At 73.4% G+C, this 17,083-nt stretch carries 10 protein-coding genes; 8 read left to right on the top strand and 2 right to left on the bottom strand.

Features of this window, described 5'->3' with window-relative positions; all coding sequences use genetic code 11:
* The first annotated feature begins 18 nt into the window (after nt 1-18).
* The 4 genes from JJQ90_RS02740 (at nt 19) to JJQ90_RS02725 (ending at nt 11,194) form a co-directional block, all read left to right on the top strand.
* Nucleotides 19-7,317, top strand: coding sequence for a type I polyketide synthase (locus tag JJQ90_RS02740; RefSeq protein ID WP_216872909.1), 7,299 nt, complete (start codon nt 19-21; stop codon nt 7,315-7,317).
* Between the two features lie 36 nt (nt 7,318-7,353).
* On the top strand, nt 7,354-8,676 hold the full coding sequence (locus tag JJQ90_RS02735; RefSeq protein ID WP_216872908.1) for an aminotransferase class I/II-fold pyridoxal phosphate-dependent enzyme: 1,323 nt from the start codon (nt 7,354-7,356) through the stop codon (nt 8,674-8,676).
* Nucleotides 8,673-9,785, top strand: a complete 1,113-nt coding sequence (locus JJQ90_RS02730) for a hypothetical protein (RefSeq protein ID WP_216872907.1) — start codon at nt 8,673-8,675, stop codon at nt 9,783-9,785. Before JJQ90_RS02735 ends, JJQ90_RS02730 begins: the two co-directional genes overlap by 4 nt.
* Nucleotides 9,786-9,877: 92 nt before the next feature.
* Complete coding sequence (locus JJQ90_RS02725) at nt 9,878-11,194, top strand: capsule biosynthesis protein (RefSeq protein WP_216872906.1); 1,317 nt, start codon at nt 9,878-9,880, stop codon at nt 11,192-11,194.
* A 44-nt stretch (nt 11,195-11,238) separates the two neighbouring features.
* On the opposite strand, the gene JJQ90_RS02720 is transcribed toward JJQ90_RS02725, so the two are convergent.
* Both JJQ90_RS02720 and JJQ90_RS27425 read right to left on the bottom strand, forming a co-directional pair.
* Nucleotides 11,239-12,009 (bottom strand): SDR family NAD(P)-dependent oxidoreductase, encoded by a 771-nt coding sequence (locus JJQ90_RS02720; RefSeq protein ID WP_329959350.1) that lies wholly within the window; start codon nt 12,007-12,009, stop codon nt 11,239-11,241.
* Nucleotides 12,006-13,757 (bottom strand): capsular polysaccharide export protein, LipB/KpsS family, encoded by a 1,752-nt coding sequence (locus tag JJQ90_RS27425; RefSeq protein ID WP_216872905.1) that lies wholly within the window; start codon nt 13,755-13,757, stop codon nt 12,006-12,008. The genes JJQ90_RS02720 and JJQ90_RS27425 overlap by 4 nt, the downstream gene beginning before the upstream one ends.
* A 359-nt stretch (nt 13,758-14,116) precedes the next feature.
* Between JJQ90_RS27425 and JJQ90_RS02710 the strand changes: the two genes are divergently transcribed.
* The 4 genes from JJQ90_RS02710 to JJQ90_RS02695 are packed head-to-tail and all read left to right on the top strand — an operon-like array spanning nt 14,117 to nt 17,082.
* Nucleotides 14,117-14,392 (top strand): DVU3141 family protein, encoded by a 276-nt coding sequence (locus JJQ90_RS02710; RefSeq protein ID WP_329959349.1) that lies wholly within the window; start codon nt 14,117-14,119, stop codon nt 14,390-14,392.
* 10 nt (nt 14,393-14,402) lie between these two features.
* Nucleotides 14,403-15,242, top strand: a complete 840-nt coding sequence (locus JJQ90_RS02705; RefSeq protein ID WP_216872903.1) for an ABC transporter permease — start codon at nt 14,403-14,405, stop codon at nt 15,240-15,242.
* A 9-nt stretch (nt 15,243-15,251) separates the two neighbouring features.
* Nucleotides 15,252-15,902, top strand: coding sequence for an ABC transporter ATP-binding protein (locus JJQ90_RS02700; protein WP_216872902.1), 651 nt, complete (start codon nt 15,252-15,254; stop codon nt 15,900-15,902).
* Nucleotides 15,903-15,930: 28 nt separating this feature from the next.
* On the top strand, nt 15,931-17,082 hold the full coding sequence (locus JJQ90_RS02695) for a capsule biosynthesis protein (RefSeq protein ID WP_230410310.1): 1,152 nt from the start codon (nt 15,931-15,933) through the stop codon (nt 17,080-17,082).
* Nucleotide 17,083: the final 1 nt, after the last annotated feature.

The following is a 17,083-nucleotide window of genomic DNA, read 5'->3' as shown; positions in this document are numbered from 1 at the left end:
GCTGAGCGCGACCCCCGCATGACCCCCGCCCGCCACCGCCGGGCGGCCCAGAACCGCAGCGTCCGCCCGATCGCCATCCTTGGCGTGGGTTGCCGTCTGCCGGGGGCCGCCGATCCCGCTTCGCTGTGGTCGATGCTGGCCGCCGGCAGGGATGCCGTGTCGACGCTGCCGGCCGACCGCTTCAACCAGGCGCTGTTCCTGCATCCGCGCCGCGGCGAGCCGGGGCGGTCCTATACCTTCGCCGCCGGCACCATCGGCGATCTGCGCGGCTTCGATGCCGGCGCCTTCGGCATTTCCCCGCGCGAGGCAGCAGAGATGGACCCTCAGCAGCGCCTGCTGCTGGAGGTGACGCTGGCGGCGATGGAGGATGCCGGCTGTCGACCCTCCGCCTTGGCGGGGCGGGACATCGGTGTCTTCGTCGGCGGGTCCTCCACCGACTACAGCGACCTGCGGCTGCTGGATCACAGTGGCGGCGATCGCTACTTCATGACCGGCAATGCGCTGTCGATCCTGTCCAACCGCCTGACCAATGTCTTCGACCTGCGCGGCCCGGCCGAGACCATCGACACCGCCTGCGCCTCCTCCCTCGTTGCGCTGCATGCTGCCTGCCAGGCTTTGGCGGATGGGCGGCTGGAGGCGGCGGTGGTGGCGGGGGTGCAGGTGCTGCTCTCGCCCTTTCCTTTCGTCGGCTTCTCCCGCGCTTCCATGCTCTCCCCCACCGGGCGCTGCCGCGCCTTCGATGCGGGGGCGGATGGCTATGTGCGGGCAGAGGGCGCGGCGGCCTTCCTGCTGAAGCCGCTGGATGCGGCGCTGGCGGCAGGCGATGCGATCCGTGGCGTGGTGCTGGCCAGCGGCGTCAGCGCGGTCGGCCGCAGCATCGGCCTGTCGCTGCCGAGCCGGGACGCGCAGGCGCGGCTGATCCGGCAGGTGATGGCCGATGTCGGCGCCACGCCGGACCGGATGGCCTATTACGAGGCGCATGGCACCGGCACCCAGGCGGGCGACCCGGCGGAGGCCTGGGCCATCGGCCAGGCCGCCACCGGCCGTGCCACGCCGCTGCCGGTGGGCTCGATCAAGACCAATATCGGCCATCTGGAGCCGGCCTCCGGCGTCGCTGGCCTGCTCAAGGCCATGCTGGTGCTGGAAAAGCGCCAGGTGCCGCCCAGCCTGCATCAGGCCCAGCCCAATCCGAACATCGATTTCGCCGCCCTGAACATCCGCGTGCCCGGGACGCTGGAGGATCTGGCGGCCATCGAACAGCCGGTCGCCGGGGTGAATTCCTTCGGCTTCGGCGGCACCAATGCCGCCGTCCTGCTCGGCCCGGCGCCGCCGCCGAAGCGCCAGGCCACGCCGCCGAAGGGCGCGCCACAGCCGCCACTGCTGCTCTCCGCCCGCTCCAACGCCGCCCTGTCCGCCCTGGTCGCGAGCTGGGAGACCCGGCTGGCCGCGGCGCCAGTGGCGGAGGTCGCGGCGCTCGCGCGCGGCGCGGCGCGGCACCGGGACCTGCATGCGCATCGGCTGGTCCTGCGCGGCAGCGATGGCCCGGCCCTGGCCGGCGCGCTGGCCGCCTGGCGGCGGGCGGAACAGCGGCCGGCGGCGGCGACGCCCGGCGGGCTGTGCTTTGTCTTCAGCGGCAATGGCGCGCAATTCGCCGGCATGGGCCGCATCGCCCTCGCCACCTCCGCCCCCTTCCGCGCCGGCATGGCGCGGGCGGATGCGGCGCTGGCGCCGGTGCTCGGCTGGTCGCCTTTGGCGATGCTGGAAGCCGGCGTCACGGCGGAACAGCTCGCCGGCACCGACATCGCCCAGCCGCTGCTCTTCGCCATCCAGGTGGCGAGCCTGGATGCGCTGGCCGCCGAAGGCCTGCGCCCGGACCTTGTGCTCGGCCATTCGGTGGGGGAGGTGGCGGCCGCCCATGCCGCCGGGCTGCTCGACCTGCCCGCCGCCGCGCGGCTGGTGGTGGCGCGTTCGCGCCAGCAGCACCGCACCCGCGGCCAGGGGCGCATGGCAGCCCTCGGCGCCACCCCGGCCGAGGCCACGGCGCTGATCGCCGAGGCCGGGCTTGCGGGCATGGTCGAGATCGGCGCCATCAACGGCCCGGCCGCTGTGACCCTGGCCGGGCCGGAGGCGGCACTCGCCACTTTGCGCCAGGCGGCGGAGGCGAAGCGCCACGCCTATGTGGCCCTGGACCTGGACTATGCTTTCCACAGCGCGGCGATGGAGCCGGTGCGGGAAGGGCTGCTGGGCGACTTGCTCGGCCTCGCCGGCCAGCCCGGCCAGGTGCCGATGATCTCCACCGTGACGGGGGAGATGCTGGCGCCGGAGGCGGTCGGTGCCGTCTATTGGTGGCGCAACCTGCGCCAGCCGGTGCGTTTCGAACCCGCCTTGCGCACGGCGCTGGCGCAGGGCGCCCGGCTGTTCCTGGAAGTCGGCCCCAACCCGGTGCTGCAATCCTATATCCGGGAGACGGCCCGCGCCGCCGCGGTGGAGGCGGCGAATCTCGTCAGCCTGAGCAAGCGGGACGGGGAGGGGGCGGACCCTTTCCCCGCCATCGCCGACCGCGCCTTCGCCGCCGGCGCCGATCCGCGCCAGGGCCCGGCCTTCACCGGCCCGGCCACGCACGGCCTGCCGCCGACGCCGCTGGACCGCAAGCCGGTCTGGCAGCCGGAGACGGTGGAGGCCAGCCATCTGGTGGACCCGGTGCTGGACCATCCGCTGCTCGGTTTCCGGCGGGGCGAGCCGGGCGTCTGGCATCGCGCCATCGATACGGAGCTGTTTCCCTGGCTGGCCGATCACCGGCTGGGCGCGGATGCGGTGCTGCCGGCCTCCGGCATGCTGGACATGGCGCTGGCCGCCGCCCGCGCCCGCTTCCCCGAGGCGCCGGCGCTGGAGGTGGCGGAATTCCGCATCCTGCGCGCCGCGACGCTGGAGGAAGGCCGTGCCCGCGAATTCCGCTGCACGCTGGAGGCGGAGGGCGGCTTCCGCATCGAGGGTCGCCGTCGCCTGTCCGAGGAAGCCTGGGCGCTGCATGCCGAGGGCGAGGTCCGCGCCGCGACCCTCGCCGCGCTGGCGCCGCCCGCTCTGCCGCCCGGCCCCGGTGGCGCGCCGAAGGCGATGGATGGCGCGACGCTGCGCGGCATCGCCGCCCGGCTGGGTCTGACCTACGGCCCGGCCTTCGCGGCCGTGGACAGTGTGGCGCCCACCACCGTGCCCGGCCAGGTGCGGGTGCGGCTGGTGCTGCCCGATTCCGCGCCGCCGGATGCCGCCTTCCTGCTGCATCCCTCCCGCCTCGATGGCGCCATGCAGGGGCTGTTCGCCCTGCTGGCCGAGACGCCGCCGCCGCCCGGCACCGGGCTGGTGCCGGTGCGCTTCGCGCGGCTGGTCGCCCTGCCGGGGGCCGCCGCCGCCGTCACGGCGGAGGTCACGCTGACCCGGCGCGGCGCGCGTTCCGCCACCGCGCGGCTGGTGCTGCGCGACGCGCTCGGCAATGTCGTCGCCCGCGTCGAGGATGCGGTGTTCCAGCGTTTCGCCCTGCCGGGGCAGAGCGCCGCCACCGAAGCCGCCTATCGCATCGGGCTCGCCCCCGCGGCGGAAGGCGCGCCGCCCGCGCCTGCCCTGGCTCCGGCGCTGGAAGCGGCGCGCGCCGCCGCCGCCGGGCTCGATCTGACCGAGGCCGCGCTGCTGCTGGAGGCGCATGTCGCCGCCGCCGCCCAGGGCCTCTATGCCGCCGAGCCCACCTTGCATGAGGCCGCGCCCGAGGCCTCGGCCTATGAGGCCTTCCTCCGTCGTGCCCTGGTCGAGGACGGGGCGGCGGAGCCGGCGGGCAAGGGCGGTGGCGGCATCCGCCTGCTGCCCGACAATGCCCTGCCGGAGGCCGCCGAGATCTGGCGCTCCGTCCTGGCGGAACAGCCTGGCCTGGCGCTCGATCTGGCCTGGATCGCGGAGGCGGCGGAACGCCTGCCGGAGGCCCTGCGTGGCCGGTTGCGCGATCTGCCGCCGCCGCCGCCCCAGGGCGAGGCGATGGCAAGGCTGGCGGAGGCGCTGGCCGCCGCGGTTGGCGCGCTCGCCGCCGCCTGGCCGGAGACCCGGCCGCTGCGCATCCTGGAAGTCGGCGCCGCCAGCGGCGTTCTGGCCCGTCGCGTGCTGGCGCGCCTGGCGCCGCTCGGCCGCGCTTTGGTCTATGTCGCGGCCGGCGATGGCCGCGTGCCGCTGCCCGAATTGCCGGAAGGCATGCCGGCCGGCAGCGAGATTCGTGGCGTGGTCTGGGACCCGCTCGGCGATGCGCCGCCGCCGCTGGTGGCCGACCTCGTCATCGGCCTGGCCCCCGCCGCCCGCGCCCGCGCCGGCTCCGCCTTGACCACCGCGCTGCGCCCGGCGCTGGCGGAGGGTGGGGCGCTGCTGCTGGTGGAACCGCTGCCCGGCCGCGTCTGGACTTTTGTCTGTGGGCAGGACCCGTCCTGGTGGACTGGGCTCGGGCCGGAGACGGTGGGCGGTTCGGCCGGTGGTGCTTTGCCGGATGCCGCGCTCTGGCTCGGCCGGCTGGCCGAGGCCGGGTTCCGCGCCACGGTGGCGGAGGAACTGGCCTGCGCGCCCTGGCCGGCGCTGCTGCTGGCGGCCGAACCGCCGCCGCCGCCCGCCGCCGCCCAGCCGGCACCGCCGCGCAGCCTGATCCTGGCCGACATCGCCTCCGCCCCTCTCGCCGCCGCTTTGGCCGCGCGGCTGACGCGGCGCGGCGGCATGGTGGAACAGGCGGCGCTGGAGGACGTGCCACCCGCCAGCGCCCTGCGCGGCGCGCGGCTGCTGCTGCTGGCCGCGCCGGAGACGTCGGAACTGGCGGAGCGCCTGGCCACGGTCACCGCCATTGCGGAGGCCGCGGCCGGCCTCGCCAATGGTTTCGTGCTGGTGACCCAGGGTGGCCAGCAGCCGGCGGAGGGCGTGCATATGCCCGCCGCTGCCGCCTTGCAGGGCCTCGCCCGGGTGCTGGCCAATGAAATGCCGGCGCTGCGCGCGCGGCGCATCGACCTGGCGCCGGGCATGGCGCCGGAGGCCGCCGCGCGACGCCTGACCGCCGAACTGGCGCAACTGGCGCCGGAGCCGGAGGTGACGCTCGGCCCGGATGCGCGGCTGGTGCCGCGCCTGCAACGCGGCCTGACCAGCCCCGCCCCGGGCGGTCCGCTGGCGCTGGGCATCGGCCAGCCGGGCCGGCTCGGCACGCTGCGCTGGGAACCCGCCAGCCTCCGCGCCCCGGGGCCGGGGGAGGTGGTTCTGCGGGTCGAGGCTGCCGGGCTGAACTTTCGTGACCTGATGTGGGCGCAGGGGCTGCTGCCGGAGGAGGTTCTGGAAGCCGGCTTCGCCGGGCCGACGCTGGGCATGGAATGCGCCGGCATCGTCGAGCAGGCCGGGCCGGGGGTCGCGCTGCGCCCCGGCACGCGGGTGTTCGGCTTCGCGCCGGGGGCGCTCGCCGCCCGCGTCGTCACCCGGGTGGAGGCGATCGCGCCGCTGCCGGAAGGGCTGGACCCGGTGCAGGCCGCGACCATCCCTGTGGCCTTCATGACCGCGCTGCATGCGCTGGAGACCTGCGCCGACCTTCAGGCCGGCGAGACGGTGCTGATCCATGGCGGCGCCGGCGCCGTCGGCCTCGCGGCGCTGCAGGTGGCGCAGGCGATCGGCGCGCGCATCGCCATGACGGCCGGCAGCGCCGCCAAGCGCGCCTTCCTGCGCGCCGCCGGCGCCGAGCTGGTGCTGGACAGCCGCGACCCCGGTTTCGCCGATGCGCTGCGCGCTGCCTGGCCCGAGGGAGTCGATGTGGTGCTGAATTCCCTTGCCGGGGAGGCGATGGAACGCTCGCTGGGACTCGTAAAACCCTTCGGGCGCTTCGTGGAACTCGGCAAGCGCGACTATGTCGAGAACCGCCGCGCGCCGATCCGGCCGCTGCGGCGCAATGCCAGCTATTTCGCCGTGGATGTGGACGAATTGCCGCGCGCCCGGCCGGGCCAGGCCTCCCGCCTTCTGGGCCGGGTGCGGGACCGCTTGCAGGACGGCACGCTGCGGCCGCTGCCGCATGCGCTGTTCGGGCCGGAGGAGGTGGAGGCCGCCTTCCGCACCCTCCAGACCTCCGCCCATATCGGCAAGCTGGTGATCCGCCCGCCGGCGGAACGCCCGGCCGCCGCCGCCGCCTGGGCGCCGCCGGCCGACCAGACCATCGTGGTGGTCGGCGGCACCCGCGGCTTCGGCCTGGCGACCGCGCGCTGGCTGGTGGGCCAGGGCGCCAAGCACCTGGCGCTGATCGGCCGCAGCGGTGGCGACGAGGCCGCCGCCGCATTGCGGGAGCTTTCGGCCCTCGGCGCCCGCCCTGCCTTGCATCTGTGCGATGCGACGGATGCGGTGGCGCTGGATGCGACACTGAAGAAGATCCGGGCGGCGCGGCCGATCGGGGGCGTGGTGCATGCCGCGGCGGTGCTGGATGACGGTGCCGCCACGGCGATGAATGCGGCGCGCTTCCAGCGGGTGTTGTCACCGAAACTGCAGGCGGCCGAAAATCTGGACCGGCTGACGGCGGGCGATCCGCTGGGCCTTTTCCTGCTGTTCAGCTCCGCCACCACGGCCTTCGGTAATCCGGGCCAGGCCAATTACGTCGCCGCCAATGCGGCGCTGGAGGCGCTGGCCCGGCGCCGCCGCGCCGCCGGCCGCCCGGCCCTGGCCGTCGCCTGGGGGCCGATCGCCGATGTCGGCATGCTGGCCGATGACCGGGAGAAGGCGGAGAAGCTGAACCGCCGCCTGGGCGTCACGGCGATGACGGCGGCGGAGTCGCTCTCCGCCTTGTCCGCCATGCTCGCCGCCGCCGATGCCGCGCCGCTGCTGGTGCGGTTGTCCAATGGCGAGGGGCGGCTGGCCCTGCCGATCATGGTGGAGCCGATGCTGGCCGTGCTGGCCGGCTCCGAGGCCCCCGCCGCCGGCGAGGACCTTCGCGCCCGCCTGCCCAGCCTGCCACGGCCGGAGGCGGAGGCGCTGATCCTGCGGCTGGTGACGGAGGAGATCGCCCGCATCCTGCGCCTGCCGCCGGAGGCGGTGGCCATCGATGCCGCCGTGACCGGCCTCGGCCTGGACAGCCTGGGCGCGCTGGAGCTGCGCGGGGCGCTGGAACAGCGGCTCGGCCTGCAGGTGGCGCTGGCGGCGCTGACCGAGGAGTTGACGGTGGGGGGGTTGGCACGGCAGATCGCCGATGCGGCGCTGGCGCCGTCGGGCGATGAGGCGACCATCTCCACCCTGATGGAATCCTTCGAACCCAGCACAGATACGGTGCGCGCCGCTGAGTAGCGACGGCATGGGTCATTCGGGGGTTCGCACCACAGCATGAGTCGTGGGCAAGGTTTCGGGCTTTCCAACGCCGCGCGGCTCGCGCTGGTGCAACGCCTGGCCAAGCGCCGTGAGGGGCAGGAGGCGCAGGCCGCCTCCGACCACCGGGGCTTCGGCGCCATCCAGGGCCTGCGCGACTGGGGCCTGATGCGGGAGGCGATGGGCGCGCTGGCCATCGAGAGCCCGTTCTTCCGGGTGCATGAGGGCCGTGCCGGGGCGCATAGCCTGATCGGCAATCGGGAGACGCTGAACTTCGGCTCCTACGACTATCTGGGCCTGAATGGCGACCCCCGGCTGCACCAGGCGGCGGCGGAGGCCATGGCGCGCTACGGCATCTCCGCCAGCGCATCCCGCCTGGTCTCCGGCGAGCGGCCGGTGCATGGCGTGCTGGAACAGCGCCTGGCCGCGCTGTATGGGCAGGAGGCGGCGCTGGCCTTCGTCAGCGGGCATGCCACCAATGTGACCGTCATCGGCCATCTGATGGGGCCGCGCGACGTGATCGTGCACGACGCCGCCATCCACAATTCCTGCGTCGAGGGCGCCAAGCTTTCGGGCGCGCGGCGCGTCTCCTTCCCGCATAACGATGTCCGCGCCGCGGAGCGGGAGATGGCCAGCGTCCGCCGCAGCGCCGGGCGGGCGCTGCTGCTGGTGGAGGGGCACTATTCCATGGATGGCGACGTGCCGGACCTGGCCGCGCTGGTCCGCATCGCCCGCAAGCACGATGCCTGGCTGATGGTGGACGACGCACACGGCCTGGGCTGCGTCGGCGCCACCGGCAAGGGGGTGTTCGAGGCCGCCGGCGTCGATCCCGCCGAGGTCGATATCTGGATGGGGACGCTCTCCAAGACCCTCTGCGCCGCCGGTGGCTATATCGCCGCCCGTGCCGACCTGATCGACTGGCTGCGCCATACGGTGCCGGGCTTCGTCTATTCCGTCGGCCTGTCGCCGCCGCTCGCCGCCTCCGCCGCCGCGGCGCTGGATGTGATGCTGGCGGAGCCCTGGCGGGTGGCGAAGCTTCAGGCCAATGCCCGGCTGTTCCGCGACCTGTGCCGGCAGCATGGCTTCGACACCGGCGCCTCCGAGGGGTTGAGCATCGTGCCGGTGGTGCTGGGCAGCTCGGTGCGGGCGGTGCGGGTTGCCGTCGCCTTGCTCGAACACGGGGTGAACGCCCTGCCCATCGTCTTCCCGGCGGTGCCGGAGAAGCTGGCGCGGCTGCGCTTCTTCCTCTCGGCCGAGCATTCCGAACAGGATGTGCGCGACGCCGTGGCGGCGCTGGTGGCCGCCACCGATGGAGTGGCGCCGGCCGACCTCGCCGGGTGATCGTCGCGCGGCCTGTCAGCGGCGGGGCGGAGGCACGCGCCTTCCACGCCCTGCCGGCGCGCCTGCGCCCGCTGGGCTGGTCCGTGCCGCTGCGCTGGGACGAGGCGCGGATGTTCGACCCGGCGGTATTCACCTTCCTGGCGGACCATGCGGTGCAGCGCTTCCTGGCCTGGAAGGACGGCGCCGTGGCCGGGCGCATCGCCGCCTGCGTGCCGAAGGACCCCGCCGCGCCCGCGACCTTCGGCTTCCTCTGCCTGGAACGGGACCCGGCGGTGCTGGCGGCGCTGCTGGCGGCGGCGCGCGGCTTCATCCGGGAGCAGGGCAGGGCGGAGATGACCGGCCCGCTCTCCTTCACCATCAACCATGAGGTCGGCGCCCAGGCCGGCTTCTTCGGCCGCGCGCCGATGCTCCGCATGCCCGGCTCGCCGGACTGGCTGCCCGGGATGCTGGACGCCGCCGGCCTGGCCCCGGTGCGGGACATGCTGGCCTGCACGCTGGATGTGGCGGCGGAGCGCCATTCGGCGCGTTTCGCCGCGCTGGCCCTGAAGCGCCCGGCGGAGATGGCGCGGCTGCGGCTGCGGCCGCTGGTCCGGCGCGACTTCGATGGCGAGCTGCGCCGCATCGCCGCGCTCTACAACGACGCCTGGGGCGCCAATTGGGGCGCGGTGCCGCTGGGGGCTGCGGAGGTGAAGGGCCTCGGCCGGCTGCTGCGCCCGCTGCTGTGGCGGGGGGAGGTGATCTTCGCCGAATGGGACCGCAAGCCGGTCGGGCTGGTCTCCGTGGTGCCGAACATCGCCGAAGCCATCCCCGGCAATGGGCGGCTGCTGCCCTTCGGCTGGGCGCGGCTCGGCCTTGCTCTGGCCGGGCAGGTGCGCGGCGCGCGGCTGCCGATGCTCGGCATCACGCAGGATTTTCGTGGCCACCCCGCCTCCGCCCTGGCGATGGGCGCGCTGCTGCGGGAGGCGATCGGGCACTGCCGGCTGCGGGGGTGGCAACATCTTGAAATTTCATGGATTCTGGACAGCAATGCGGCGATGCTGAATGCCATGGCGCGGCTGCCCGCGCCGGTCGATGGGCGCTGGCGGCTGTGGCGCGGCGGCCTCGATTGAAATGTCGTGAAACCAGCCCTGCCCCGGGTGGCATTGACAGTCCCGCCACCGATGATGGCTATGGGCACAGTATGTCGGCAATGGACTCATGCTTGAGCGGGACGGCGGAACCGCGACGCCGGACGAGGCGCGCCGGGCCGCGCTGCTTCCTGTTCCTGCAGGGGCCGATCAGCCCGGTCTTCGCGGAGGTCGCGGCCGGGCTGGCGCAGCTCGGCCATGCGGTGCATCGGATCAACCTTTCGCTCGGCGACCGGCTGTTCTGGCGCCAGCCGCCCGGCGCGCCGCCGGCGGTGCAGTATGGCGGCACGGCGGAAGCCTGGCCGGAGTTCATCGCCGGCTACCTCGACCGCCACGGCGTCACCGACATCCTGTTGCTGGGCGAGCAGCGCGCCTATCACCGCGCCGCCATCGCCGCGGCGCAGCGCCGGGGCATCTTCGTCGCGGTGACCGATTTCGGCTATTTCCGCCCCGACTGGGTGACGCTCGAACAGGATGGCATGGGCGGGGACAGCCATTTCCCGCGCGACCCCGACAGCATCCGCGCCCTGGCCGCCAGCCTGCCGAGGGCCGACCTGACGGAACGCTACCGCGACGATTTCCGCCTTCAGGCGATGTGGGACATGGCCTACCACCTGGCCAATCTCGCGCCCTGGCCCTTCCCGCATTACCGCAGCCACCAGCTGCACCATCCGGTGGCGACCTATCTCGGCATCGGCCGGCGCCTGCTGCGCCGGCGGGCGGAGCATGCGGAGGGCGCCCAGGCGCTGGCCGCCATCGGCGACGCGCCCTTCTGGCTGTTCGCCATGCAGATGGAGACGGATTTTTCCGTCCGCGCCTATTCGCCCTATCCCGACCTCGACACCCCGATGGCGGAGGTGCTGGAGAGTTTCGCGCGGATGGCGCCGCCGGAGGCGCGGCTGCTGGTGAAGGTGCATCCGCTCGACCCCTGCCTGAAAAGCTGGGGCCGGCGCATCGGGCTGATGGCGCAGCGGGCGGGGCTGACGGGGCGGGTGCATGTCGCCCATCACGGGCCGCTGGATGCGATGCTGCTGCGCGCGCGCGGCCTGATCACCATCAACAGCACCGTGGGGCTGCGCGCTTTGGCGCTGGGCCGGCCGGCCAAGGCGCTGGGGCAGGCGGTGTGGAACGTGCCCGGGCTGGCACATCAGGGGCCGCTCGACCGTTTCTGGGCCGAGGCGGCGCTGCCCGACCTGCATCTGCGCGACGACTTCCTGGCGGCGCTTCAGGGCACCACCCAGCTTCGCGGCGTCTTCTACGCGCGGGAAGGGCGGGCGGAGCTGGTGCGCGCCATTGTCGCCACGCTGGATGAGGACCGTGTCGGCCCCTTCCTGCCGCTGGCGCAGGGGCGGATGGCGCCGGTGGCGGAGCCGGTGCGCGGCGCGGATTGAAGCTTGCCGCGTCCTGCCGGATTCGAAGCCCGGCTGATGCGTCGCTACCCCTCCGGGCTGACCCGGAAGCGCATGCGCCGCACCGCCCAGTCACCCAGGCGGGGCGGCAGCAGCGCCAGCAGGCGCAGGCCGAGCGCCAGCGGCCAGGGGAAGGCGGCGCGCGGCGCGCCGGCTTCCAGCGCGCGCCACACGCGATCCGCCGCCTGGTCCTGGCTCAGCACGAACATCCGCCGCCCGTGGAAGCGCGCACCCATGGCGCTGTCGAAGAAGCCGGGCGTCACCACCGTCACCCGGATGCCGAGCGGGCCGAGCTGGGCGCGCAGCCCCTCGCCCCAGCCGATCAGCCCGGCCTTGCTGGCGCAATAGCCCGGGAAATCGGGCAGGCCGCGCAGCCCGGCGACGGAGGCGATCAGCCCGACCCGCCCCGCGCGCCGTGCCCGCATGCCCGGCAGCAGGGGACCTACGAGGTTGATGGCGCCGATCAGGTTCACCGCCACCTGCCGTGCCGCCGCCGCCGCATCCTCCGGCGTGCCATCCGGTGCGGTGCCGGCGGAGGTGCCGGCATTGGCGATCACCAGATCGACCGGCCCGGCTGCTTCGAACACGGCCAGGGCGGCGGCGAGCGGCGCGGCCTCCGTGATGTCGCAGGCCAGGGTGGTGACGCTGGCGCCCTGCGCACGGCAGGCCTCGGCCACGCCTTCCAGCGCCGCGGCGGAACGCGCGGTCAGCAGCAGCCGCGCGCCCGGCACGGCGTAGCGCCGGGCCAGCGCCGCGCCGAGCCCGCGGGAGGCGCCGCTGATGACGACCCCGCTCACCGCCAGCCCCGAATCCAGGCGACGGCGCGCGTGACAAAACCCTGGGCGGCGCGGAGGCGGGCGCGGCGGCCGGGGGGGAACAGGTCGGGGCGGTCCATGCGGTCCAGCAGCACCTCCGGCGGGCAGGGCAGGCGCGTCAGCGGGTCGATGCAGCGGGGGTAGAGGATCAGTGCGCCGGCCACCAGCTCGTCCAGGGTCAGGCGGCGGCTGCGGGGCGGGGCGGCGTCGGGGCCGCGATCCCGGGTCAGGCCCCAGCCGGCATAGAAGGGCGTGCCCCAGCAGGTTACCTCCCGGCCGCGCAGCAGCGCCTCGAAGCCGGTGAGGGAGGTGATGGTATGAACCTCGTCCACCAGGCCGAGCAGCGGCGCCATCGGGGCGTGGCGCAGCACCTGGTCGGCCAGGCCGTCGAGGTCGGCGGCGGCGATGCGGCCGCGCCGGAAGCCGGCCTCGATATCCGGATGCGGCTTGTAGATCAGCCAGGCCTCCGGTGCTGCGGCGCGCACCGCGCGCAGCAGGTCGAGGTTGCGGCGGATGTCGCCGGCGCCCTGGCGGATGGAGGCATCGCCCTCCACCTGGCCCGGCACAAGGATGCGGCGGCGGCCGGCGGGGGCGGTGATCTCCGGCATGGCGCCGGGCAGGTTGTACTTGGTGACCCCCCGGTTCACCACCGCGCGGCGCAGGGACCGGGCGCGTTCCAGCAGGTCCGGCGGGAAGGGGGCCTCGGCCAGCAGCCGCGCCAGGTCGCTTTCCACCTGCGGATCGTAATAGGGGCCGCCCTGGTCGAGGGCGAAGGAGGCGCCGGCGCGGAAGGCGGCGCCGAGGCCGGCGGAGCGGATGAAGCCATCCTCCAGCCAGCGCAGTGGCACCCCGGCTTCCGCGCAGCGCGCGGGCAGGTCCGGCGGCGCGCTGGCGGCCCAGGCCAGCACCGCGCCGCCACGCTCTCGCGCGATGGTGATCGCGCGGGCAGGGGTGGCGGCGAAGGCGGGTGGCGGCGCGTCGCTGGCCAGCAATTCCCGCAGCCGGTCGCGCTTGTAGGGATGCACGCCGAGGCAGGCGGCGATGCCGCGCGATTCGGTGGCGCGCGCCTGCCACAGCGCCAGCAGATCCAGCGCCTGGGGAATCGGGCAGGGGCGGTTGTGGAAGGGGTCGGCCGCGCGGGTGGCGGCGAGCAGCGCGGCCCAGGACAGGGCCGGGTCGGCGCCGGCCAGGCGGCCATCGGCCAGGGGGACCCCGGCGGCCAGCGCCAGCAGCCCCAGCGGCAGGCTGGCGCCATGCAGCGGCAGGCCGAGATCGAGCAGCGCCCAGGGGTCCGGCGCCGGCAGGCTGCCGGGCAGCACCGCCTCGCCGGGGCCGAAAGGGTCGCGCAGCAGCAGCGGCGGGGTGCCGGCGGCGCGGTGTTGCACGAGCTGGGCGATGGCCGTGGCCTGGCGGGCGGGGTCGCAGGGGTCGAGCAGGATGGCGCGCGCGCCCTTCGCATCCATCGCCGTGCCGAGCGCCCCGGGCCGCATCGCCAGCAGCGCCGCCATCACAGCCCTGGCCTGGGCGAGATCGGGCCTGGCCGGCGGGTTGGCGAGGGCGCTGGCCAGCGGGTCCGGTCCCTGGCCCACCACCAGCAGCACCGGCACCTCACGCCCGGCGAGGCGAGGCGGGCGGAAGGGGCCGGGGCTGTAGCGCAGCGCTGCGGCGCCGGGCGCCCCCATCCCTTGGGCATCGGCGGCACGGGCATCGGCCGGCTCGGCGGCTTGCACCTCATGGCCGGGGAAAAAGGCCGGCAGGTGAGGCAGGGCGGCCAGCTCAGCCGGGGGAAGCCGGAGTATCGGCAGCGGGGCATCCTCGGGGTTGGGGCGAAACCGGCCCACGACGCCACCGCGCCGCGCCGCTTGCTGTGAAACAGATGAAGTTATTTGCATTTTGCCTAAGGCCCGGCCTTCGGCTAGTGTTCTTCATCATGATGCACCGCACACAAGCCGCAACCCGGCCCGTTTCAGCCCGCCTGGCCGGAACCTCCTCGGCAACGCGGCCCCTGCGCGCCCTGGTGGCCGTGATCGGGGTTGCTGCCCTGATGGGGTGTGCACGCAGCGGTGATCGCGCCTTCAGCAATGCCGCGGTGACCGCCCGGCCGGCCGTTGTGTCCACCGACCCGGTGGTGATCTTCGCCAGCCAGGCCCAGCCCGGCGCGTCGACGCGCCTGGCCCTGGCCGATGGCCGCACCGCGCAGGTGCGGCTGGTGCGCAGCTACAATGCCGCCAGCGGTCGCGAATGCCGTGAATTGCGGGTGGATGCCGGCATGGCGGAGCGTGCCCGCCTGGTCTGCGCCGCGCCCGAAGGTGGCTGGGTGGAAGCCCGCCCGCTGCTGCGCGGCGGCGGCTCCGCCCGCCCGTGAGATCCGCGCCATGAGTGCCGCGAGCGGCGGCATGCATGGGCTGCCCGAGGGTATGCCGCAGCGCAAGAGCGGCCTGGCGCGGACCATGGAGGGTCTGGCGGTCCAGCGGCGTGTCATCCATGCCCTGCTGCTGCGCGAATTGCAGACCCGCTTTGGTCGCGGCCATCTCGGCTTTCTGTGGCTGTTCCTGGAACCGCTGCTGCTGGCCTCGCTCATCGGCCTGCTGAAGACGCTGGTCAGTTCGCGGGAGATGGGCAATGTGCCGCCCTTCCTGTTCGTGGTGATCGGCTATGCGCCGTATTTTGCCTTTCGCGCCATCATCAACCGCGCCACCACCGCCTTCCAGGCCAACATGACGCTGATGTACCACCGCCAGGTCCGGCTGGTGGACATCATGCTGGCGCGAAATCTCCTGGAGATGGGCGCGGTCACCTGCGTTCTGCTGGTCGTCATCTCCGGCACCGCCTGGTGGACGGGCGCGACTCCGCATGACGTGCCGACCCTGGTGGGCGCTCTGATGCTGCTTTTCGCATTGGCCAATGGCCTCGGCCTGCTGGTCGCCGCCGGTGCCGCGCGGTGGGAGGTGGTGGACCGCATCGTCCACCCGATGACCTATGTCGCGCTGCCGTTTTCCGGTGCGCTCTTCGCACTGCACTACCTGCCCCGCCAATGGCGCGAGATGCTGCTGTGGAATCCCCAGGCCCATATCCATGAGATGATGCGCGACGGCATGTTCGGCAACATGATCCCAGCCTATTACGATCTGGCCTATGTGCTCGGCTGGGTGGTGGCGGTGAACCTTCTTGGCCTGGCGGCGGTGCGCGCGGTGCGCGCGCGCCTTGAATTCTGAGCCGCCGCCTTGATCTATTTCGATCGCGTCTCAAAACACTACGACCTGCGCGGCGGCGGCAAGAAGCACGTGCTGCGCAATGTCTCCGGCATCATCCGGCCGGGCGATTCGGTCGGCATCCTTGGCCGCAACGGCGCGGGAAAATCGACCCTGGTGCGCATGCTGGCCGGGGTGGAGCACCCGACCTCCGGCCGGATCGAGCGGCGCATGTCCGTCTCCTGGCCCCTGGCGCATGGCGTCGGCCTGCAGAATTCCATGAGCGGCGCCGACAATGCCCGCTTCATCGCCCGCATCTACAACCAGCCGGTCCAGCGCGTTCTCGACTTCGTCGAGGACTTCGCCGAACTTGGCCCCTATATGAACATGCCGGCCAAGACCTATTCGGTCGGCATGATGGGTAGGCTTCTGCTGGGCCTGTCCTTCGCCGTCGATTTCGACTGCTACCTGATCGACGAGGTGACGGCGACCGGCGACCAGCGCTTCGTCAACCGGGCGCAGAAGATCCTGGCCGAGAAGACGCGGGGGCGTTCCCTGGTGCTCGTTACCCATGTGCCCGATCACCTGAAGCTGTATTGCCGCACGGCCGCGGTGCTGAATGAAGGCAGCCTGACCTTCTTCGAGGACGTCGATGAAGCTGTCGCCACCTATACGGCCCTCTGAGGCTGCCACCACCTCCGGCCCGGGCGCATTGCCGCGCGCACAGGTGCGGCCGCGCCGCAGCATCCTGGCGCGGCTGAAGCCGCGCGGTCCCTTGGGATGGTACATACTGCTGGTGCTGCTGCCGACCCTGGTGGTCGGGCTGTACTACGCGACCTACGCCTCCGACATGTATGAGGCCGAAGCCCGCATCCTGGTGCGCGGCCGCCCCGGCGCCAGCGGTGGCGGCGGTGCGGGCGGCATCGCCAGCATCCTCGGCGCCAGCGCCGGGTCCATGCGTCCGGGTGGGGAGGAGGCGCAGGCCGTCACCTCCTTCGTCGACAGCATCTCCGCCGTGACCGCGTTGCAGGAGCAACTCGACCTCGCGGCGATCTGGCGCCGGCCCGAGGCCGACCGGGTGTCCCGCCTGATGTATGAGGATCCGGAGGCCGAGCGGCTGCTGAGCTACTATCGTCGCCGCGTCTCGGTCGATTACGACATGGAGACCAGCATCATCACCCTGAAGGTGCAGGCCTACCGGCCGGACGATGCGACCGCCATCGCCGAGGCACTGCTGACCATGTCGGAAGGGCTGGTCAACCGCTTCTCCGCCCGCACTTCCCAGGACACGCTGCGCGTCGGACGCGAGGAGGTGGCGATCGCCGAGGAACGGGTGGTTGCCGCCCGCGCCGCGCTGACCGCCTTCCGTGAGCGCGAGCAGACGCTGGACCCCACGGCCGCCGTCGGCAGCGCCGTGCAGACCGTCGCGCGGCTGGAGGGGGCCCTGGCCCAGACCCGGGCGGAGTTGCAGGAGAAGCAGGCCTTCATGCGGCCGGACAATCCGCAGATCCAGGTGCTGAACAACCGAATCGCGGCGCTTCAGGCGCAGATCGCCAGCGAGAGATCGCGCCGTACCAGCGGCTCCGAAACGCTGACGCAGCAGCTTTCCGGCTATGAGCGCCTTCAACTCGAACGCGAATTCGCCGAGCGGGTCTATTCCTCCGCCATCGGATCGTTGGAAGCGGCGCGCGCCGATGCGCAGCGCCAGCAGGTCTTCCTGATGCGGGTGGTCGAACCCAACCTGCCGGAACGCGCCACCTTCCCCAAGGCGATGTTCAACACCATGACCCTGCTGGTGGCACTGACCGTGCTTTACGCGATCGGCTGGCTGGTCATTGCCGGGGCACGCGAACACGCAAGCTGAG

Origin of the sequence: Falsiroseomonas oleicola, from assembly GCF_019029495.1 — a bacterium.
Lineage (GTDB): Bacteria > Pseudomonadota > Alphaproteobacteria > Acetobacterales > Acetobacteraceae > Falsiroseomonas > Falsiroseomonas oleicola.
The sequence above is the reverse complement of the archived record's forward strand: the minus strand, read 5'-3'. Positions and strand labels throughout refer to the sequence as shown.